Source organism: Paraburkholderia sp. EB58 (genome assembly GCF_050436665.1).
GTDB lineage: Bacteria > Pseudomonadota > Gammaproteobacteria > Burkholderiales > Burkholderiaceae > Paraburkholderia.
On sequence record NZ_JBNDMQ010000010.1, the window covers coordinates 20,345 to 40,657 of the forward strand.

Sequence of the window (20,313 nt, forward strand, 5' to 3'; positions counted from 1 at the left end):
AGGTAGCGCCATGAAGACAACGATCCGCAGAATGGGCAATTCCCATGGTGTACTGATTCCGAAACCCATCTTGACCCAACTAGGACTGGAGGACGAAGTGGATATGCAAGTAGAGGGGAGCGCATTGGTATTGCGCCGCCCGCAGAAGCCGGCCCGTACGGGTTGGGCGGACGCGAGCCGCTCGTTGGCGGCGGCAGGGGACGACAGCCTCGTGATGGGTGAGTTTCCCAACGCGGATGACGCGGGGCTCGTGTGGTAGCGCGCGGCGACGTTTGGCTGGTTGCGCTCGATCCTACGATTGGCAGTGAGATTCAAAAGACGCGGCCGTGCGTGGTGGTGTCGCCACCGGAGCTGCACGATCATTTGCGCACGGTAATGGTCGCGCCTATGACAACCGCCGGCAAAGCCGCGCCTTTTCGCGTGCCGCTCACGTTCTTGCGCAAGAAGGGCTTGATCCTGCTCGACCAGATCCGCACCGTCGACAAGACGCGGCTGGTAAAGAAAGCAGGGGCAGTGTCGGATCTGGCTTTATCGAACGCGTTGTCGACGTTGCAGGAGATTTTTGTCGAGTGATGTTTCCATGCTGCGATGGCGTCATCGCAGCAACGTCGTTCAGCCTTCGCCCGCAGCGACCCGGCGACGTACCGTCGCCACCCAGCGGTCCGGCGCAATGCTGCTCAAGGCTAGCGCCGTAGTCTGCGGCCACTGCTCGCGGACAATGTCAGTCAATACCTGACCCGGCGGCGCTTCAACTACTACGCGCGCGTCCATTTCAAGCATGACAGTGAGCGCGTCGAACCAGCGAACCGTGTGTCGCATGTTCGTCGCGAGATCGTCGCGGATCGCCTCCGCGGTATACAACGGCCGCCCGCCGCGATTGCCGACATAGATACTACGTGGCGCGTGAAACGGCACATCACGTGCGTAGTCGATCAATTCGTCCGCTGCATCCGCGAGCAACGCGCAATGGGACGGCACGCTTACAGCCAAACGCGTGGCTTTGCGTGCACCGGCCGCCAAAGCGCGTTCTATCAACGCCTCGAGCGCGGCGTCTGCGCCGGCCATGACGATCTGCCTCGGCGCGTTGACATTGCCGATGTAGACCAGCGGAAGACCGTCCCGCGCCTGTTGCTCGGCAAGCGTTTCCAACTGCCGCTCAGTCAAGCCGGCAATAGCGGCTAAGCCGTACCCGGACGGATACGCGGTCTCCATCAACTGGGCCCGCTTGCGCACCATGCGCAGCGCGTCGGCGAACTCAAGCGCGCCGCAGCTTACCGCCGCCGCATAAGCGCCTACCGAAAGGCCGGCGCTGATATCGGGCGTGACCTGGGCTTCGGCCAACAGACGAACCGTCGCGACGCCAGCCACCACCAGCCCGACCTGAACCGCGACCGTCGAGCGCAGCGCGTCGGGTGTATCGAGCGTCAGTACGTCGATACCGAGTGCCTGTGAGGCTTCGTCGAGCGTGGCGGTGACCACGGCCTGCTGCGGCAATCGATGCAGGAAGTCTGCAGTTTGCGCGCCCTGGCCGGGAAACTGGTAAGCGAGCATCACGCGTGTGTGGCGAGTACGGCCCATGGGTCGGCAATCAGCCGTGGACCTTGAGCATGACGTGCCATGACACGCGGCTTGCCGGCGGCCCATTCCGCGAGCGCAATGCCGCCTGCCGGCGTTTCGAGTTGGACGTCGACGCGAATCCCGGCGTGTTGCGCATGCAACTCGAGTTCGGTCAACATCTGCGTGGCGCGCTCGCGCGAGAGGGTTCGCGGCGTGCGGATCAGCAGGTCGAGATCGCTGGTCGCCGTGACGGTGGGCATGCCGCTCACCAGTTCGAAGCCTGCGCTGCCGGTGGGCCCCCAAGAAAACGCGTCAAGGTACAGTGCTTCGTGGCGCAAGGCGGCGTAGAGGGCGAACGCGGGCAGGGCACGACGTTCGGCGTCGGCAGGCAAACTGACTGCGAGGTCCTCGGGGGCGATAGCGGCTTCGACATCGCCGACTTCGGCCCATGTACCGTAGCGTTGTGCGCGACCGTTGCCGCGCAAGCCGATTGCGATGTAGCCCGGCGCTGACTGCGCGCGTCTGACCACCGCAAACGGCGCGCTTGCGAAGGCGGTGCGAACCCAGTCAGGCTCGCCGTCGAATGAAGGCAAGCGGCTTAAGCGCAGCAGATCGTGCGGCTGCCAGCGGACGTCGCGTTGAAGCTCGCTGTCGGCCGCAAACGGCGGCGCTGCGCAAGTCGGCGCTGCACAAGTCCCCATTAGGCAGCGTCCCACTGTTCGGCCAGACGCCGCCGCACTTCCACGGAGGCCGCGCGGGTCTTCTTCGCAGTATCGGATTGGAGCCGATGCGAGAGACCGGGCTTGTCCTCGCGTGCGCTGCGAATTGAAGCGCTCAGCACGTCGCGCACCTGTTCGATCTGCGCGTCGCTGGGGGCATCGGCGTCGACGCCTTTGATCAGCTCGTCGAGCAGGCCGAGTTTGGCGAACGAGGCCATCGAATACGACATCGGCACGATGGTTTCGCCGAGCGCTTCGAGGTCTTCGACCGTCCGGCGGGTGACACGGGCTGCGGCTTCCTTGCCCATTGCATGCACCAGCGTGCCGGGCGCATCGAGTGCGAGGATCCGGTTGGCCTGGTAGCCGTGCGCGAGGAACGCGCCGGACATCGCCGGACCAACGATCAGTGCGACGACCGGATGACCGGCGTCGCGTGCCGATGCATACGCGTCGACCGCCGCGGCGCAGGCGAGGTGAATGCCGAGCGTCTCTTCGCGGTAGCCGTAGGCCTGGCTCTTCACATCGACGATCGCGACGATCGGGCGGCGCGTACCGCTTTGCGCATCCTCGGCGATCGCCTTGCGCACGGCGCGCGCAAGCAGCCAGCCTTGATCGAGGCCGACGACGTTATCGGTCGCGCGCGGAAAGCGGTTCTGCGGATCGGGGACGACCGCAAAGAAGTGCGCGGTTTCGTTGCCAAGCGGAGCGTCTCCGCTCCACACGGGCGCGGCCGTGGCCGTCTCGCCGGCTAGCGCGCGGAACCAGCGGGCGCCACGGGTGAGAGAGGGTTCGTTCATGCTTCCTCCTTGGAGGAGAGGTTCGCAGCGGTCGGATGAAACACCGCCCGCATGGTTTCAGGTGTGACGTTCGCCGGATCCATCTGTGCGAGTCCGTCGAGATAGGTGTCGACCTGTTCGGTCCGATGCGCTGCGGGGACGCCTTGGGCGAAAGCGCGCCGCACGGCTGTGCGCAGCGCATCCGGATCGTCCTCGACGAGGGCATCTGCAAAGCCCGTCAGGGCCCGTTGTTCGCCACCGATCAGTTGCCACACATGGCGGCGGTCGCTGGAATCGAGCTCGTCGATACCGGCTTCCTGTTCGATCACTTCGGGCCCGTTCATGCCGAGGCGGCCTTGTTTGGTGACAACCAGATACGAGCACAGCGCGGCGGCTAACGACATGCCGCCGAAGCAACCCACCATGCCCGAGATCACGCCGACCACCGGCACATGCCGGCGCAGCGCGACGATCGCCGCCTGGATCTCTGCGATGACGGCGAGGCCCAGATTGGCTTCCTGCAATCGCACGCCGCCGGTTTCGAACAACACCACCGGACGGACCGGTTTGCCGCGTTCGCAATCGCGCAAGGCAAGTTCGAGCGCTGCGGCAATCTTGCTGCCGGAAACCTCGCCGATGCTGCCGCCCTGAAACGCCGACTCGATCGCGGCGACCACGGCGGGTTCGCCATCGATCGTGCCACGGGCGATCACGCAGCCGTCGTCCGCCTGGCAGACGATGCCCTGCAACGGCAGCCAAGGCGACTCGATCCGGTCGAAGGGCCCAAGCAGTTCGCGAAACGTGTCGGCGTCGAGCAGGGCGCGGGCGCGTTCGCGCGCCGGCAGCTCGATAAAGCTATCATGCAGCACGAGCGCGGGTTGAGGCGTAGCCACGGGGGATGCAACGGTGCTCATGCCTGATCTCCCTGTTCTGCTTCCTCGACCGCTTCCGCAAGGCGCAGTGCCACCACGCCGGGGGTTGCGCCGAAGTCGTTGATCTCGATCTGCGCGGCGCCGTCATAGCGCGTAAAGAAGCGGTCGAGCACGCTTTTCCAGATATGGCCATAGCCGTCGACGCTAGTCCGCACGACAACTTGTGCCGTCATTGAACTGGCCGGTGACAACAACACTTCGAGGTCGCCCGAGCCGACCACGCCGACATGCGCACGGGTCGTGACGGCGCGCTGCGCCGGGTAATCAAAGGTCAGATTTTCCATGAGACTTGGCTCCCGCCGGTGCCGAGACGCACCAGCATGTCGATGAAAAGGGTGGCGGCGAGCAGATCGGCTGCGCCGCCGGGGGATGCGTTGAGGAACAGCAGCCTACGGTCCAGTTCGGCGAGTGCTGCGCGGCCGTCGGTGGTGCTGCTGCCGCCAAGTTCGAGCACCGCGCGTGCGCCTTGCTGCCCGGCTTGCAGACCGGGAAGTCCGGCTCGGTGCAACAGGCACGTGTCGTCTAGAGAAGCCATGATCGCGAGCAACGCGTCGAGGCGGGCGGCGTCTTCCGGCGCGCCGTTAGCGCGCGCCTTTAGCAGCGCAGGCAGGCCTACGGCGACGACGTGCGGAAAACCGTCCTGCGCTTCGCGCCGCGCGCCGCCTACCTGATAGCGCTGGCGCGCCCGTTCGCCGTTGCTGTCCGAGGGCGCGGCGAAGCGGTCGGGGAAGCAGGCGATCTGGGCGGCCAGCGCGCAGGCTGTCGAGGCCAGGTTGAAACCGGCAGTGCCTTCGGTTGCGCCAGCACCTGAGGCCCCAATAGCATCGGTCATCGGCGTGAGCGTCTGGGAACGACCAGCGGCGGTTGCATGACTCGCAGCGGGTTGCACGTTGCGCTGCACGTAACGCCCCTGTGTGCTCCGGCCGCCGTCGACCAGCGCCGCTCCCGCCACCAGCAAGCCTACAATCCAGATCGCCCCGCGATGCGCGTTGCTGCCGCCGGTGGCCTGCATCATGGCTTGCTCACCTACGCGGCCGATCCGCGCCAGTTCGGCGCGCAGGACCGCTGAGGGTGCACTGTGGCGCGCGGCCGCGGCGAGCGCCGCGAAGGTCGTTTCAAGCGCCTGCGCGGAGCGCAACATCGTGGCGAGATCGAGGTCGCGGTGCGCGCCGCTGCCGCGCCGGTCCACCAATGCGGGCTTCGGTGTCAGCTGCGCCTCGTCTATCAGTGCCGTGACGGCGAACTGGGCAAGGCGCGCATCGGCGGCGCCGGTTTCGAGGTCGGTGTTGAGGCTAGCTTCCCAGCCGGCTCCGGCTTCGGCTACGCGTACCGACGGCGCCGCGACACACGCATTGACCGGTAGCTCCTCACCCGCGGGCACCCTCGACCCGCTCGAACCACGTATAGCCGTAACCGGCACAAGTGCAGGCGTGGCCATCGTTACCAGCTCCGGAAACGTGCCGGCGGCGCATACAACCCGCCTGACCAGGTCACCAGATCGTCGATGCTGCGCGCGGCCAGCAACGAGCGTTTCGCTTCGCCGCGTCGGATACCGAGATCCTCGGGATAAGCAACGATGCCGCGCCGGCGCAGCTCAGCCGTCTTCTCCGGCTTCGCCCGCAAACCGATTGGCGTGACGCCCGCTACCGCCGCTATCGCGGCGCGCCGTTCGTCGATGCCTTCAGCCTTGTGCAGATGCGCGATGCCTTCCTCGGTGACGACATGGCTGACGTCGTCGCCATAGATCATCACCGGCGCGATCGGCATGCCGCTCTTTGCGCCGACGGCGACCGCGTCGAGTTCGTCGACGAAGGTCGGCTCACCGCCTTTCTTGTACGTCTCGGCGAGCTGGACAACCAGCTTTTGCCCACGCGAAACCGGCCCCTGGTCCTTCAATAGCTTGAGCCACGCTTCGCTCGGATGACGGCGTCCGCGCGGATCGTGGCCCATGTTCGGCGCACCGCCGAAGCCGGCGAGCCGCCCGCGTGTGACTGTCGACGAATTCGCATCCGCGTCGATCTGCAGCGTCGAACCGATGAACAGGTCCACACCGTATTGCCCGGCCAACTGGCACAGCACGCGGTTCGAACGCAGGCTGCCGTCGCTTCCGGTAAAGAAAACGTCGGGGCGCGCCTCGATGTATTGCTCCATGCCCACTTCGCTGCCGAAAGAATGCACGCTTTCGACCCAGCCCGATTCGATGGCCGGAATCAGTGTGGGGTGCGGATTGAGCGTCCAGTTGCGGCAAATCTTGCCCTTCAGCCCGAGCGCTTCTCCGTACGTGGGCAGCAGCAGTTCGATCGCCGCGGTATCGAAGCCGATACCGTGATTGAGCGAGGTCACGCCATACGCTTCGTAGATGCCGCGAATCACCATCATCGCGGTCAGCACCTGCAGATCGCCAATGTGGCGCGGATCGCGCGTGAACAGCGGCTCGACCGCGAACGGCCGGTCGGCCTGCACGACCACGTCCACCCATGAGCCGGGAATATCGACGCGCGGCAACTCGTCGACGATTTCGTTCACCTGAACAATTACGATGCCGTGCCGGAACGCAGCGGCTTCCGCGATGGTGGGCGTGTCCTCGGTGTTCGGCCCGGTGTAGAGATTGCCGTGGCGGTCCGCTTTGTCTGCGCACAACAGCGCGACGTTCGGCGTCAGGTCTACAAACATCCGCGCGTACAGCTCGACATAGGTATAGATCGCGCCGATTTCGAGTTGGTCGTCTTCCAGCAGTTGCGCGACGCGCAGGCTCTGCGCTCCCGCGAAGGCGAAGTCAACTTTGCGTGTGATGCCGCGCTCGAACAGCGTCAGATGCTCAGGACGGCTAATGCTCGAAATCAGCAGATGCACGTCGTGAATCTTTTGCGGATCCACTTTGGCGAAAGAACGCGATAGAAAGTCGGCCTGCTTCTGGTTGTCGCCTTCGAGGGCGACGCGGTCGCCGGGGCGAATCAGGGTCTCCAGCGCATCGACGATGCGCGCGGCGGGCAACACACCGTCTTCAAGCCACGGCGCGATGGCAGCAAGCCGCCGGGCTTTTTCGTCACGCAGTGTGGTCCAGGACCGTGCAGCGGGGGCGCTGGCGGAGTGGGGGGATGGTTCGGCTCGTGGATTCATCGGCGGATTCAACTCCCTGTAGGGGTGGTGCGCGCGCGCTTCGCGCGCGGCTTGCGGCCGTTGGCTTGCGCGGCCTCGGCCTGCGCGCGTTCGGTCAGGAAACGATAAAGCAGCTCGCCAGTGCCAAGCAGATGTTCGGTGACGAGCGAGCGTGCGGCTGGGATGTCGCCGCGGCGCACCGCGTCGAGAATGGCTGCGTGTTCGCGATCGGACTCGTCCTTGTACAAGGGTAGTCCGAATTTGAGCCGCAAATAACGCTCGCCGCGCCGGTGCAGCGTGGTGATCATTTCTTCGAGTTGCGGCCGCGCGGCAGGCGCATACAGGCTCATATGGAACGCCTCGTTGCGGGCGACGTACAGCGACGGGTCCATCTCGGCCTCCGCAGCGCGGCACAGTTGCTCCGCCTCGCTCAACGTCGCCGCGGTGTGCCGCGGAATGGCGAGGCCGATGGCAAGACTTTCCAGCGCCGAGCGGATTTCGTAGATCTCACGGGCTTCCTCTGCCGACAGCAGCGCGACCGTCGCGCCCTTGTTCACGGCCACCTTCGCCCAGCCCTCGCTTTCCAGTTGCCGCAGCGCTTCGCGCACGGGAATTGCGCTGACAGAGAAGTGACGGGCAATCGCGTCTTGCCGCAAGGGGGCGCCGGGCGCCAGCGTGCCTTCGACAATCGCCGCGCGCAGCGCCTCCGCAATGACACGTGAGGTGCTCGCCCGCGGCGTGACCGCTACAGGCAGAAAGGGGACGCGCGCTGCGCTGTCCAGGGGAAAACCATCGGTTGCGTCGTTCATGATTTCAAATATTATATATAAAACGGTGAGTTTGCAAGATGGTAAATCCGGGGTCCGGGCGGGACGTGACCCTTGGACGCCGCCTTCAAGACGTATCCAGGACTTTCGGGCGAAGGCCCGCTGAAGCACCGCACGTACGCTAACTCGTTGTTAAGAATAGGCAATTCGCAATTGGCAATTCAACCGTAGGGCTGGAGGAGCACGATGAACACAATCTCGGACCGCGCGCGTGTCGCGCGGCATCGCACGCCACTGAACCGCTCGCAGATTTCAGGGTTCTGGGGCGCATGGGCGGGCTGGACGCTGGACGGGATGGATTCGTTCATCTACGCACTGGTTCTCACACCCGCGCTCACTGAACTATTGCCGCGTTCGGGCTACGCAGCGACACCTGCCAACGTGGGGCTCGCCGGATCAATCCTGTTTGCGCTGTTCCTGGTCGGCTGGGGGCTGTCGTTCATCTGGGGGCCGCTCGCTGACCGCTTTGGTCGTACCAAGGTGCTGGCCGGCACAATCTTCACTTTTGCAATTTTTACGGGACTTTCGGCTATCTCACAGAATGTCTGGGAGCTGGCCATCTTCCGGTTTATCGCGGGTGTCGGGATCGGCGGCGAATGGGCGCTGGCGGGGACCTATGTGGCGGAGGCCTGGCCGGAGGACCGTCGCAAGATGGGCGCGGGTTATCTGCAAACCGGCTATTACGCCGGCTTCTTTCTGGCTGCCGCGCTCAATTACACGATCGGGGTGCATTACGGCTGGCGCGCGATGTTCCTGACCGGCGCGGTGCCGGTGGTCGTTGCGATTCTGATTCTGCTGCGCGTGAAGGAGCCGGAAAAGTGGCAGAAGGCAGAACCGAACGCCGTGCGCACCAAGCCGTTACGCGAGATTCTCGGACCTATGTACCGGCGCCGTACCTGGGTCGCGTGTGCCTTGTTGACGATTGCGATCATCGGGCTGTGGGCAGGAGCGGTCTATGAACCGTCGGCGGTGATTCAGCTCGCAACCCGCGCCGGAATGGGTAAGCCGGATGCGATCCGCACGGCGTCGATCGCCACTGGATTGCTGTCCATCTCGACGGTTCTCGGCTGTCTTGCACTGCCGCCGCTAGCCGAACGGATCGGCCGTAAAAACACTCTGGCGATCTATTTCGCGGGGATGGCGGTGGCAATTGCCGGCAGCTTCGGCTGGTCGTTTTATATGCCTAACGGGCTGGTGCCGTTCATCGCCTGGCTGTGCGTGCTGGGGTTCTTCGGCGGCAATTTTGCGTTGTTCAGCCTTTGGTTGCCGGAGCAGTTTGAAACCCGCGTGCGGGCGACGGCATTTGCGTTCTGTACGTCGTTCGGACGCTTTGTCGGCGCGGGCGTCAACTTCCTGCTGGGTGCGGCGGTGCTACATATGCATACGCTCGGCATACCGGTCGCGCTGACTGCGCTCGCGTTTGTCGTCGGACTCTTCATCATTCCGTTTGCGCCGGAGACGAAGGGAGAGGTGTTGCCGCAGTGAGTGGGTATCCGCGGCGCGCTATCTCGCGCGCCGCGTGTTGGCCGATTGGCTGGGTGGTATTCGGCCGCGATACGCGGCATGCTTTGGTCTGGTTAGACGGTGTTCAGCATTCTGGCAACGCGCTTGAGATGTTGTACGGATTTCTGTACAATGATCTCGTAATCCGTGCGTTTCGACTCGTGTTGGTCAGCGGACTTGCCCCTTTGCCGGCGGGTTTTGTTCAGCACGCTCAATACCGCTAATTTTTTTATCAGGAGCGGCCGAAGGGTATGCCCTCGGGCCGGATAAACCATGAACACCCTTACTTACAGCGAGGCCCGTGCTGGCTTTAAGCAAGCGATGGACGACGTATGCCGCGACCACACGCCCATGCTGATTACCCGGCAAGGCGGCGATCACGTGGTGATGGTTTCGCTCGAGGACTTCAGCGCTATGCAGGAGACCCTGTATCTGTTGAGTTCTCCGAAGAATGCCGAGCGGCTTGTACGTTCTGTCGCCCAAATCAATGCACGCAAGGGTACGCCGCGTAATCTGCTAAAAGATGAGCAAACAGAAAGCCCGCAACAAGGAGGCCGTGAGGTCTGATAGCGTTTTCGTCTTCACGGATGAAGCTTGGGAAGACTATTTGCATTGGCAGAAGGTCGACCCCAGGGTTTTGCAGAAGGTCAACGAATTACTCGAAGAGTGCCGGCGTGATCCCTTCAAGGGTGCCGGCAAGCCGGAACCCTTGGTCGGCAATCTGACGGGTTTCTGGTCGCGTCGCGTGACCCACGCCGACCGTCTCGTCTATCTCCCGCAGGAGGGACTGATCTACGTCGCAGCCTGCCGTTTTCACTACGACTGAAGCGTCGATGCCGGGCATCATGCCCGGCATCGACGCGACGACTCAATCCACCGGATGCCTGACCCGCGCTCCGCGACGGAGCAGAGACACCAGCGGCCAGCCGAGATTGACACCAAGACTCGCCGTCACGATGAGCCCCATACCGGCTAGTTGCGGCGCCGACAGCGCCCGCCCATAAACAACCGCATCGACAATGATCGCGGTAAGCGGGTACACGAACAGCAGCACCGCGATGACGGGCGTGGTCAGCTTGGGCAACGCGCCATAGATCAGCACATACGACAACCCCGTATGCAGCACGCCCATGCCGACCAGCCAGAACCATTGCGTCGGGCCGATATGCGTCACAGAATGCAGCGGCGCGATGAACGCCAGACATACCACTCCGACCAGACACTGCGCGAGCGTCAGGAGATGCGGGCGCAACTTGCCGAGACTCTTGGCGATCAGCGTCACGCTCGCATAGAGCACTGAGCCGGCCAGCGCCTCGCCCACACCGATCAGATAACTGGCGTGCCCCTGCAGGTTTTCGCTCGTGGCCACGCCCGAGGCGAGCACGAGTCCGATAAATGCAGTCGCGATCCAGCCGAGCCGGTCGCCTCCGAGGCGTTCGTTAAAGATCGCCGCGCCCATCAGCACCACCCAGAACGGCTGCACGTGAAACACCACCGTCGCGACCGCGATGCTGGTGCGGTGAATCGCATCGAAGAACCAGACCCATTGGGTCACCATCAGCACGCCGGACAGCACCGCGAGCAACACCATGCGCAGCGTAAAACGCTGGGCCCTGAAGAATCCCTTCCACGCGCAATAACCGGCCAGCGCCAGAAAACCGAACAGGCAACGGAAGAACACCATCGTCATGGCATCGAGCCGTGCTTCCTCGACGAAGATGCCGATCGTCCCCATCAGCAAACCGCCGCTGGCAAGGGTGATGGCGCCCTGTTGACGAGTGGTGAGTGACATGCAAAACGCTCCGTGACGGTAATGAAGTCGAGTATCGGGGACTTGCCGGCAGGCGGCAAACGAATAAAATTGAGAAATTCGATAAGCCGGGCTTATAAATCATGCACCCTGAATTTGACGTGGATCTGCTGCGCACCTTTGTCGCCGTGGTGGAGGCGGGCAGCTTCACGAAAGCCGCTGCCACCGTGCATCGCTCGCAGGCAGCGGTCAGCATGCAGATCAAACGGCTCGAAGGCATGCTCGGCACCACGCTGTTTGCCCGCGATACCCGCAATCTGGCACTGACCCGGCCGGGCAATACGCTGCTCGAATACGCGCGGCGCGTCATCGATCTGCATGAGGAAGCGTGGTCGGCGATCGTGCGGCCCGAGGTCACGGGGCGGGTCGTGCTGGGGGCGCCGGACGACTACGTGTCGTCGTTGTTGTCCCCGGTGCTCAGGCGCTTTTCAAATCTGTACCCGCATGTGGAGATTGAGATTGTCTGTGCGCAAAGCACGGCGCTCGCGCCGATGCTGGCGGACAACAAGATCGACCTCGCGTTCGTCACCCGCGACCGCAAGCTGCGCGGCGAATACGTGCGCAGCGAACCGATGGTGTGGGTGGGGGCGTCGGAAGAGACGCCGGTGCTGGCGGCGTCGCCGTTGCCGGTGGGGTTGTACGAGCCGGGCTGCGTGGCGCGCAGCCATACGCTTGCTGCGCTGGACTCGGCACGGATTCGCTACCGTGCCGCCTATAGCAGCGCCAGTCTGCTGGGTCTCGTGGCGACCGTGGATGCGGGGCTGGCCGTGATTGCGCTCACGCGCTGCAGTGTGCCGTCGCGCCTCGCGATACTGGGCGATGCGCAGGGTTTGCCGAAGATCGAACCGCTGGAGATTGTGGTGGCGCGCAGCGCGAAATCGGACCGGCCGACCTGCGATTACCTCGCTGCCCAGATGATTCAGGACTTGTCGGTGCGCTCGCAGCCGCGCGCTTCGGCGGCTGCGTCCTCAACACCCTCCACCTTGCCGCGCGACGAGCGCGGCTCCGACGTTCAGGCGCGCGCGTAAGCCGTCACGTCACCGTCGATGGCGAGCCTGACGTGCTCGCCCGGCTGCGGCGTCCGGTAGCCCGGCACGCGTGCGCGTACCACAGTGCGCGCCGCCGACTGCAACTGCAATCCGACCCCTGCGTCCTGTCCCTGGAAGATCACGTCCTGAACGATGGCATCGAACGAAGCTGTACCGTCCGGCGTGGTTTCGTCGGCGCGCCACAGACGGATCTGCTCGGGGCGGACCATCACGTCCACGGCGCCATCTTTCGCAGGCGCGGACAGCGTCAGTTCGCCAAGTTCGCAGGTTACCCGGTCGCGCGCAGCGACGCCTTGCAGCAATACCGCCTCGCCGATAAACGAGGCCAGCTCGCGCGTGACCGGTCGGCGGTAAATCATCTCCGGCGTCGCCGTCTGGATCAGCTTGCCGTGCCACAGTACCGCGACCTCATGGCCGAGCGAGAGCGCTTCCGACTGATCGTGCGTCACCAGCACGGCAGTGGCGCCGGCTGCCGCCAGCGCGCTTGCCACAGCCTGACGGGTTTCGAGGCGCAGCGCCGCGTCGAGCGAGGAGAACGGCTCGTCTAACATCACCAGCGTGGGCGAGGGTGCCAGCGCGCGCGCCAGTGCCACCCGCTGTTGCTGGCCACCGGAGAGCTGCTGCGGGGCGCGCTCGGCAAACGAGGCCGGCAAGCCGACAAGTTCCAGCAGTTCGGCAACGCGATGCCGCGCGCGCCGTTGCGTACGAGGCAGACCGAAGACGATATTGTCCGCCACCGACAGATGTGGAAACAGCGCACCTTCCTGCGGCACATAACCAATGCGGCGTTGTTCCGACGGCACGTGCAGCGCATCGCCGGCGACGCGCCGGCCGTCGATTTCCACCGTGCCGCGGTCCGCGCGTTCGAAGCCGCACAGCACGCGCAATAGCGTGGTTTTGCCGCTGCCGGACGGACCGAGCAGGGCGAGCAGCGTGCCGCGCTCGACGGACAGGTCGATGCCGTGCAGCACCGGGTTGCCGTCGAACGATTTTTGCAGGCCGCAGATACGAAGTTCGCTCATGAGAATCCGATGGGGAAAGCGGGAATGACGACGCAGTCTCAGCTGCGTTCGCCGAGCAGCGCCGAGCGGCCGAGCAGCGTGAACAGCAGGCCCGAGGCGCACAGCGAGATGCCCGTGAGCAGCGCCGCGTAGGGCGCGGCGGCGGCAAAGGCCATGGTCGACGTATCGGCCCAGACCTGGGTGGCGAGCGTCTGGGTGCCGGCGGGCGAGAGCAGGAGTGTAGCGTTGAGTTCGGTGACGACCGAGATGAACACCATCGAGGCCGCTGCGCCCAGACCCGGCCCGGCAAGCGGCAGTAGCACCCGTACCAGCGTTTGCCACCAGCCTAATCCAAGCGCACGTGCAGTTTCTTCAAGACGCGGCTGCGCCTGCATCAACGCAGCGCGCACGCTGACCAAAGCCAGTGGCAGAAACAGGATCGAGTAGGCGATGATCAGCAGCGTGGTGCTCTGATAGAGCGGCTGCAACGAATGCACGGCCAGCGACACGATGGCAAGCGCGATGACGAGACCAGGGATGCCTTGCGCGAGGAATACGGTGCGCTCGAACAGCGTAGCGAGTCGTCCCGGGTAGCGCACCAGCAGGAACGCCAGAGGCACAATCAGCAGGGTGGTAAGGACGGCGGCACCGAGTCCGAAGCCGAGCGACGTAAGCGTCGCATTGAACAGCAGTTCGGGCGAGACGTCGGCCGGCGTGACTGCGGCCGCACCCGGCTGCGTGAGCCAGTAGCCGATCATGCCGAGCGGCACACCCAGCGTGGCGATGGTCAGCGCGACAAAGCCCGCGACCACCAGCCAGCGCCACGCGCCAAGGTCATAGCGCAAGATGGCGCGCCGCGCGCCGCGGTCGACGCGCTCATAACGCGCCGCGCCGCGCACGCGAAATTCGAACGCGAGCACCACGAGGCACATCACGATCAACAGGCAGGCGAGCAGCGAGGCACCCGGGCCATCGAAGCTGGTGCGGTATTCGGCGTAGATTTCGGTCGTGAAGGTATGAAAACGCAGCAGCGTGAACGCGCCGAATTCGGCCATCACGCCGAGCGCGACCAGCAGCATGCCGCCGAGCAGTGCCGGGCGCAGTTGCGGCAGGATCACGCGGGAAAATGTGGTCCAACGGCCGCAGCCGAGGGAGCGGGCGCTTTCTTCCAGAGCCGGGTCCATGCTGCGCAGCGCAGCGGCCACCGGCAAATAGACCAGCGGAAAATAGGAGGACGTAATAACCAGCAAGGCGCCGTTGAAGTCCTGCAGGTCCAGGCTGAACGACACCCAGGCATAGCTCGTGATGAACGGCGGCATCGCAAGCGGCGCAGCCATTGCCACGGCCCAGAAGCGGCGGCCGGGCAAGCGGGTGCGTTCGACAAACCAGGCGGCCGCCGTGCCCAGCACGGCCGAAGCGAGCGTGGCCGACACCGTGATCATCAGCGTATTGACGAGCAGTTCGCCGACGAGCGGCCGAAACACCAGTTCGGCCGCCTCAGCGAAGCCAAAACTTGCCGCCCGCCAGACGGTAAAGGCGAGCGGCAGCAACACCAGCAGCGCGCTCAGCGCGGCAGCTGCGAACAAACCAGCCGGCGCGCGCTTGCGGCCACGCGCCGGTTCAGAGGCAACAGCCGGCGCGGCGGCTGACACGGCGTCGCTCATTTACAGCAGTCCGGCCTGACGCAGGAGTTTGCCGGCCTGGCTGTCGTCACCGAGTTGCTGCACCGTCAGCGTCGGCGGGCTCAGTTCGTTGAACGGCTTGAGGATCGGATCCGGTGCGACACCGCTATGCAGCGGGTACTCGAAGTCGACGTGGCCCTTCGCCATCAGTTCCTGGGCGCGTTCACTGACCAGGTAAGCCAGGAACTTCTGTGCGCCGTCCGCGTTGTGGGCGGACTTCAGCACTGCTGCACCCGAAACATTGACGAGTGCGCCGGCATCGCCGTTGCTGAAGTGATAGAGCGCGCTACGGGTGGCCTTGTCGCCGATTTCGGCATGCAGGCGCGCCCAGTAGTAGTTGTTGATGAGGCCGGTTTCCACTGCGCCGCGATTCACCGCCGCCACCACGCCTTCGTCGTCGTCGAAGATCTGCGAGTTGGCCTTCAGGCCCTTCAGCCAGTCGAGCGTCTGCGCTTCGCCCTTCAATGCGATGACTGCGCTCACGAGCGGCAGGAAGTCGCCGTCGCTCGGGGCAATGCCGACCTTGCCCTTCCATTGCGGCTTGGCCAGATCGAACAGCGATTGCGGCAACTGGTCCGGCTTGACCTTGGCCGTGTTGTAGGCCAGCACGTTTTCACGTGCGGTCACGCCAACCCATACGCCGGTCGGCGAATCGAAACGCGCCGGGACGGTCGACAGCGTCGCGGCATCCACCTTGCCGAGCAACCCTTTCTCTTCCAGCAGCATCAGTTCAGGCGAGTTTTCCGTGAAGTACACGTCGGCGGGCGACGCGGTGCCTTCCGCGACGAGCTGGGCTGCCAGCGCGGGGCCTTCGCCGGTGCGGATCTTGACGGAGATGCCGGTTTGATTTTCGAAGTCCTTCGCGAGCGCGTTGACGACCTGCTCGTGCTGCGCGCTATAGAGCGTGATCGATGCAGCGTGGGCGGCGAGTGGTGCTGCACCCAGCGTCGCCAACAGAAGAGCTGCCGCGCCGCTGATTACGCGGACACGGTTGCCAAGCCAGGAATGAGTCATGATTCAAAATTCCTTTTGTGATGGTATCGATCTATTTCACGCGCGGCGAGCCACGACCGACCCCTTGCGGGTGCCGGTCGCGGCGCCGATGCTGCGGTTCCCGCGCGCTCAATCAAGTTCAATCAAGTTCAGCCAAACCTGCTGGGTGAGCGCCGCGAGTGCGGCGTTCACACCTTACGTTTCGAACAGCCCCGCGCCGATGTACGAACCTGGCTTGGCGCCCGGCGGGCAGGCGAACACCGCGCTGCCGACGTGCGTCGTGAACTGGTTCATCATGTCGAACTTCGAGAGCTTCTCGTTGATGGGGATAAAGCCGGCACGCGGGTCGCCCTGATAGGCAATGAAAATCAGCCCGGCGTCGTACTCCGTTTCCTGGCGCCATGGCGGCCAGCGCTCGATATAGAAATTCGAGCTGTCGTTGTACGAGTACGAGCGGCGCAGAATCTGCGCGCCGTTGTTGGTGGCCTGGTTCGACAGTCGGACATGCGAGTTCTCCGGAATCACCGGATTACCGTCCTTGTCTTGCGCGTCGAGATCGAGCGGCTCGAATTCGTTCTTCTTGCCGATCGGCGCGCCGCTGTACTTGTGACGGCCGAATACCTGTTCCTGGAAATCGGCCTCGGTGTTGTCCCAGTGCTCGAGCGTGATGCGGATGCGCCGCACGACGCCATACGAGCCGCCTTGCATCCACGGAGCATCCGTGCCGTTGGCCCAGACGAACTGATTCATCAGCTCAGGCTTTTTCGTCGACGGATTGTTGGTGCCGTCCTTGAAGCCCATCAGGTTGCGCGGCGTCTGGCCACGCGGACCCGACAGAAAGCCCTGCTGGCCCCAGCGCATCGCCGCGATGCCGTAGCTCTGGCGCACCAGTTGGCGCACGGCATGGAAGGCCACTTGCGCGTCGTTTGCACAGGCCTGAATGAAGAGGTCGCCGCCGGTCTTTTCCGGCAGCAACTGGTCGCCGTTAAAGCGCGGCAGATCGACGAGCGCAGCCGGGCGGCGATTGGCGATGCCGTAGCGGTCCTTGCCGTCTGACGTGAACAGGCCCGGGCCGAAGCCGAAGGTCACCGTCAGGCCGGCCGCACCGAGGCCGAGCACGTCGCCGGAATCCGGCGCGGCCTTGCCGTCGGCGCCGGGCAGCGCGCCAGCGGGCTGGCCCTGGGCCATGCGAGCGGCGGCGTCGGTCCACGTGCGCAGCAGGCCGATCACGTCTTCGCGTTTGGTCGTCGTGAGATCGAGCGCTGCGACGTAGATATGCGCCTGCTGCGGCGTGACGATGCCGCCCTGATGTTCGCCGAAGAACGGTTCGACGGCGAGGTAGGGGTCGTCGGCGTGCGCCTGCGACTTGCTGAGCGTGGCGTGGGCGACGCCGGTCGCAGAGAGGCTCGCGCCCGCAGCGACCGCCGCCCCCCCCGCCTTCAGAAAGCCGCGTCGGGCAGGCCGTGTGGGGGGATTTGTATCGTTTGCCATGATTACTTCGCTAGTACCAAAGTGTTCACGTCGTCTTGCACGTAGTAAAAGCCATCGCCCGCCGGCGTCATGACGATGCCGAACAGGTCGCCGTTACCCGGGGGCGACTGCGCCTTGTCGGTATCGATCCAGCGTGCGTAGATCTGCTTGCCGCTCGCCGGGTCGATCTCGACGACCTGGCCATTCAACGCGTTCGTCACCAGCAGGTGGCCATTGGGCGCCGTGACCATTGCCAGCGGCCGGTGCAGCAGGCCGTCGGCGGTGAGCTGGCGGCCCACACCGGCGCTGGTATCGCGCGTCATCGGATCTTCGATTGCGTTGACGCGGTTGCCGATCGCGTCCGAAACATACAGCAGTTTCTGGTCGGACGACAGGGCGAGGCCCGTGGGTCCGACGAGGAACACACCCTTGTCCGCCTGAGCGCCAAAGCCGCTGCCGACCACGGTTTCCTTCTTCACGACCGGCGGCTTGCCGTCCGGAATGTCGAGATCGAGACGCAGCACGGTGGCCTGCTTGAACACCGGCGGATCGCCCGCCGCCGAGCCCACGCCGAAGCCGGCGTTGCTGACGAACAGGGTAGCGCTATTGCCGTTGTCGACGACCGCCATGTTGCCCCATGGGTCATTGATGTTCGGGCTGTTGATGGTCGAGACAACCTTGCCTTGCGGATCGAGCACGATCAGGCAACCGGCGCCCTTGGTGCCGGTGGTGCCGTCATTGCTCGGCGTGCTGCCGACGATCACCCAGCCCGACTTCAGCATGGTCATCGCGGTTGACAGGCCGACGCCGCCCGGGCATTCCTTCAGATCGCGCGGAATCGTTGCGAACACCGTCATCTGCCTGGTATCCGGATGGTAGTCCACGATCGTGGAGCCGGTGCCTTGCAGGTTGGTCGAGTTGTTGAAGTTATCGACGAGGACGTCGTCTTTCTTCACCGTGCCGGCCGAAACGGGCGCGACGACGAGCGCGTACGGATTCTGGTCGCCGTTGTCGGGCACCGTGTTGATGAGCGTGGTGTGTTTATGCACCGTCTCGAGGAAACCTTGCGGATCGGCGTACGCGGTGCCGGCCGCGATCAGCAGAGCGGTACTCGCCGCTGCTGCCATCAGTGCCCGCGTAGCGCGCGGCAGAGACTTGCGCTTGGGGTAATTCATGATTGAGCCTCCGTGCCTGCGCACAAAGCGTTGAATGCGGTCATGATCGAAAGCATGATGTCCAGGTTATGAATGCGGTCAGAACGTGATATTGGTTCGCACGCCCACAACAAACGTGTTGCGCAGCGGCTGGGTCGGGTCGCTCGGGTTCTGTCCGGCGCCGGCATTGAACGTGTATTGCGCGTCAGCCTGGATTTGCCACCAGGGATTGACCTGAAACTGATAGGTCGCCTCCAGGGTGGTTTCCTGGGTGCGCACGCCGTACGGACCGTTGGAGAACGCACGCGTGTCCAGATCGAGGTCTTCCACGCTATTGCTGACCTTGATGTACGTCAGTGCGAGGCCCACGGTGTCGTTGTCGCGTCCGGCGAACGGCGCCTTCATCACCACGCCGAGGTTGGCCGAGAAGTTGACCAGGTTGCGGTCGCCCGGCGCGCCCATCACCCGGGTGAACACGTTGATGCTGCGCGGCTCGTCCGGGTCGGGACGCCATACCATCTGATCGGCCACCGCATAGAAACTGTAGTCGCCGCGATGCTGCTGGGCAACGCCGGTCGAGTTAGGGTTCGCCAGCGACAGACCGGTGTTGTCGAAGTGCTGGTCGGCGAAGCTGCCGGTGTTGTACCAGAAGCCGAGCTTGTAGCTGCCAGGCAGGCCGGTGTTCCCGGCCCCGACCATCTCGCCGTCGCCAGGCTGGTTCAACGCATACTGCAACTCGCCGATATACAGTGCGCCGGTATGCAGGTTGAAATTCGTGCCGCTGATGTTGTTCGGATTGTTGCCGAGCGGGTCGCCATCGAACACGCCTGCGAGCGCGGTCAAGGTCGGTGTGATCTGGCCGCGGAAGCGCACGCCGAGGTCGGCGAGCGGGTAGGCCGGGCCGCCCGATGGCATGTCATACGAAGGCAGCGCAGGCCAGCCGAACATCGTGTTGACGAACAGGCCGGCACTCTGGCTGACCATGAACTCCTGGTCGAGACTCTGTTGCCCGACCTTGACGTCCATCTTGTTGTTCAGGAAGGACTGCTGGTACCACAGTTCCCACAGGCGGGTCGTATCCTGCGCTTCGATCCCGCTCGCGGTATTCAGCGTGCCGAGATTGTCCGCGCTCAGGTTCTGGCCGTGGATGTTCAGCGCGCTGACGTTGAAAAGACCGCCCGGCAGGCCGAATGCCTTCTTCGTATCCAACTGGACCGTGGCCGTCGTCAGGCCGTCATAGGTGCCGCCCGTGTTCAGGCCGCCGCGCGTGTTGTAGAGGTATTCGCTGGTCTCGGTGAGGGCGAACGAGACGCCGTACTTGCCGAGCCACGGACGCAAACCGCCGATGTCGCCGAGCAGATTGCCCCGGTTCCAGACGCCGGTCCATTGGCCGGTGGGCTTGGCCTGAATGCTCAAATCGGCTTCAGGGTTGTCGTTCGGCGTGGCGTCGGGATTGGTTATCGTGACATCAGCCATCGCCGTGGCGGCGGTCAGCGAAGCCCATGCGAACGCTGAGCAAAGCGCCACGCTGCGAATCGTGGGCAGACGTAGCGTGCGTGCGGCGCGACCGCGCGGTGTAGCATTCTTGAAAGGACGGGCGTCTGACACGCGTCCTTCGGACTGGGCGAACTTCATCGAAATCCTTATTGTGTTGTATCGACTGTTCCGGCTATCCGCATCGAGCGGTGATAGCGGACCTCCGCGCACTGCCGCTGCGGTTCGCGACGCCTCAGGTAGCAAT

The 20,313-nt window shown here is 64.3% G+C and carries 21 protein-coding genes; 6 read left to right on the forward strand and 15 right to left on the reverse strand.

Annotated features, from left to right (window positions below; genetic code table 11):
• Positions 1-10: 10 nt before the first annotated feature.
• Both P3T40_RS16330 and P3T40_RS16335 read left to right on the forward strand, forming a co-directional pair.
• On the forward strand, positions 11-259 hold the full coding sequence (locus tag P3T40_RS16330; protein ID WP_429268759.1) for an AbrB/MazE/SpoVT family DNA-binding domain-containing protein: 249 nt from the start codon (positions 11-13) through the stop codon (positions 257-259).
• Positions 253-573, forward strand: coding sequence for a type II toxin-antitoxin system PemK/MazF family toxin (locus P3T40_RS16335; RefSeq protein ID WP_429268760.1), 321 nt, complete (start codon positions 253-255; stop codon positions 571-573). Before P3T40_RS16330 ends, P3T40_RS16335 begins: the two co-directional genes overlap by 7 nt.
• A gap of 39 nt (positions 574-612) precedes the next feature.
• Here the strand turns inward: P3T40_RS16335 and mdcH are convergent, their stop codons facing one another.
• The 8 genes from mdcH to P3T40_RS16375 are packed head-to-tail and all read right to left on the reverse strand — an operon-like array spanning position 613 to position 7,892.
• Positions 613-1,551 carry a malonate decarboxylase subunit epsilon gene (gene mdcH, locus P3T40_RS16340; protein ID WP_429269013.1) on the reverse strand — a complete coding sequence of 313 codons (939 nt, stop codon included), beginning with the start codon at positions 1,549-1,551 and terminating at the stop codon, positions 613-615.
• Complete coding sequence (locus P3T40_RS16345; protein ID WP_429268761.1) at positions 1,551-2,258, reverse strand: malonate decarboxylase holo-ACP synthase; 708 nt, start codon at positions 2,256-2,258, stop codon at positions 1,551-1,553. The genes mdcH and P3T40_RS16345 overlap by 1 nt, the downstream gene beginning before the upstream one ends.
• Positions 2,258-3,073, reverse strand: coding sequence for a biotin-independent malonate decarboxylase subunit gamma (mdcE, locus tag P3T40_RS16350; RefSeq protein WP_429268762.1), 816 nt, complete (start codon positions 3,071-3,073; stop codon positions 2,258-2,260). The genes P3T40_RS16345 and mdcE overlap by 1 nt, the downstream gene beginning before the upstream one ends.
• A complete protein-coding gene (locus P3T40_RS16355; RefSeq protein WP_429268763.1) occupies positions 3,070-3,966 on the reverse strand; it encodes a biotin-independent malonate decarboxylase subunit beta in 897 nt (298 codons plus the stop codon). Before P3T40_RS16355 ends, mdcE begins: the two co-directional genes overlap by 4 nt.
• On the reverse strand, positions 3,963-4,268 hold the full coding sequence (locus tag P3T40_RS16360) for a malonate decarboxylase subunit delta (protein ID WP_429268764.1): 306 nt from the start codon (positions 4,266-4,268) through the stop codon (positions 3,963-3,965). Before P3T40_RS16360 ends, P3T40_RS16355 begins: the two co-directional genes overlap by 4 nt.
• On the reverse strand, positions 4,256-5,422 hold the full coding sequence (locus tag P3T40_RS16365) for a triphosphoribosyl-dephospho-CoA synthase (RefSeq protein WP_429268765.1): 1,167 nt from the start codon (positions 5,420-5,422) through the stop codon (positions 4,256-4,258). The genes P3T40_RS16360 and P3T40_RS16365 overlap by 13 nt, the downstream gene beginning before the upstream one ends.
• Positions 5,423-5,424: 2 nt before the next feature.
• Positions 5,425-7,104: a malonate decarboxylase subunit alpha gene (mdcA, locus tag P3T40_RS16370; protein WP_429268766.1), complete on the reverse strand. Its 1,680-nt coding sequence runs from the start codon at positions 7,102-7,104 to the stop codon at positions 5,425-5,427.
• An 8-nt stretch (positions 7,105-7,112) separates the two neighbouring features.
• A complete protein-coding gene (locus P3T40_RS16375; protein WP_429268767.1) occupies positions 7,113-7,892 on the reverse strand; it encodes a GntR family transcriptional regulator in 780 nt (259 codons plus the stop codon).
• A 204-nt stretch (positions 7,893-8,096) separates the two neighbouring features.
• Between P3T40_RS16375 and P3T40_RS16380 the strand changes: the two genes are divergently transcribed.
• The 3 genes from P3T40_RS16380 (at position 8,097) to P3T40_RS16390 (ending at position 10,239) form a co-directional block, all read left to right on the forward strand.
• Complete coding sequence (locus P3T40_RS16380) at positions 8,097-9,395, forward strand: MFS transporter (protein ID WP_429268768.1); 1,299 nt, start codon at positions 8,097-8,099, stop codon at positions 9,393-9,395.
• A gap of 291 nt (positions 9,396-9,686) precedes the next feature.
• Entirely contained in the window at positions 9,687-9,980 is a 294-nt protein-coding gene (locus tag P3T40_RS16385; RefSeq protein WP_429268769.1) for a type II toxin-antitoxin system Phd/YefM family antitoxin, read from the forward strand.
• Positions 9,937-10,239 carry a Txe/YoeB family addiction module toxin gene (locus tag P3T40_RS16390; RefSeq protein WP_429268770.1) on the forward strand — a complete coding sequence of 101 codons (303 nt, stop codon included), beginning with the start codon at positions 9,937-9,939 and terminating at the stop codon, positions 10,237-10,239. The genes P3T40_RS16385 and P3T40_RS16390 overlap by 44 nt, the downstream gene beginning before the upstream one ends.
• 42 nt (positions 10,240-10,281) lie before the next feature.
• Here P3T40_RS16390 and P3T40_RS16395 read toward each other — a convergent pair whose 3' ends face one another.
• Positions 10,282-11,205 (reverse strand): DMT family transporter, encoded by a 924-nt coding sequence (locus P3T40_RS16395; RefSeq protein ID WP_429268771.1) that lies wholly within the window; start codon positions 11,203-11,205, stop codon positions 10,282-10,284.
• A gap of 101 nt (positions 11,206-11,306) precedes the next feature.
• Here P3T40_RS16395 and P3T40_RS16400 point away from each other — a divergent pair, with 101 nt between their 5' ends.
• Positions 11,307-12,251, forward strand: a complete 945-nt coding sequence (locus P3T40_RS16400; RefSeq protein ID WP_429268772.1) for a LysR substrate-binding domain-containing protein — start codon at positions 11,307-11,309, stop codon at positions 12,249-12,251.
• Here P3T40_RS16400 and P3T40_RS16405 read toward each other — a convergent pair.
• The 6 genes from P3T40_RS16405 to P3T40_RS16430 form a co-directional block, all read right to left on the reverse strand.
• Positions 12,236-13,294, reverse strand: coding sequence for an ABC transporter ATP-binding protein (locus P3T40_RS16405; RefSeq protein WP_429268773.1), 1,059 nt, complete (start codon positions 13,292-13,294; stop codon positions 12,236-12,238). The genes P3T40_RS16400 and P3T40_RS16405 overlap by 16 nt on opposite strands.
• Before the next feature lie 38 nt (positions 13,295-13,332).
• A complete protein-coding gene (locus P3T40_RS16410; RefSeq protein ID WP_429268774.1) occupies positions 13,333-14,937 on the reverse strand; it encodes an ABC transporter permease in 1,605 nt (534 codons plus the stop codon).
• Entirely contained in the window at positions 14,938-15,969 is a 1,032-nt protein-coding gene (locus tag P3T40_RS16415; RefSeq protein ID WP_429268775.1) for an iron ABC transporter substrate-binding protein, read from the reverse strand.
• 174 nt (positions 15,970-16,143) lie between these two features.
• Entirely contained in the window at positions 16,144-17,439 is a 1,296-nt protein-coding gene (gene efeB, locus P3T40_RS16420; RefSeq protein ID WP_429268776.1) for an iron uptake transporter deferrochelatase/peroxidase subunit, read from the reverse strand.
• A 2-nt stretch (positions 17,440-17,441) separates the two neighbouring features.
• Positions 17,442-18,593: a hypothetical protein gene (locus P3T40_RS16425; RefSeq protein WP_429268777.1), complete on the reverse strand. Its 1,152-nt coding sequence runs from the start codon at positions 18,591-18,593 to the stop codon at positions 17,442-17,444.
• Between the two features lie 78 nt (positions 18,594-18,671).
• Positions 18,672-20,207: a carbohydrate porin gene (locus tag P3T40_RS16430; protein WP_429268778.1), complete on the reverse strand. Its 1,536-nt coding sequence runs from the start codon at positions 20,205-20,207 to the stop codon at positions 18,672-18,674.
• Positions 20,208-20,313 lie beyond the last annotated feature (106 nt).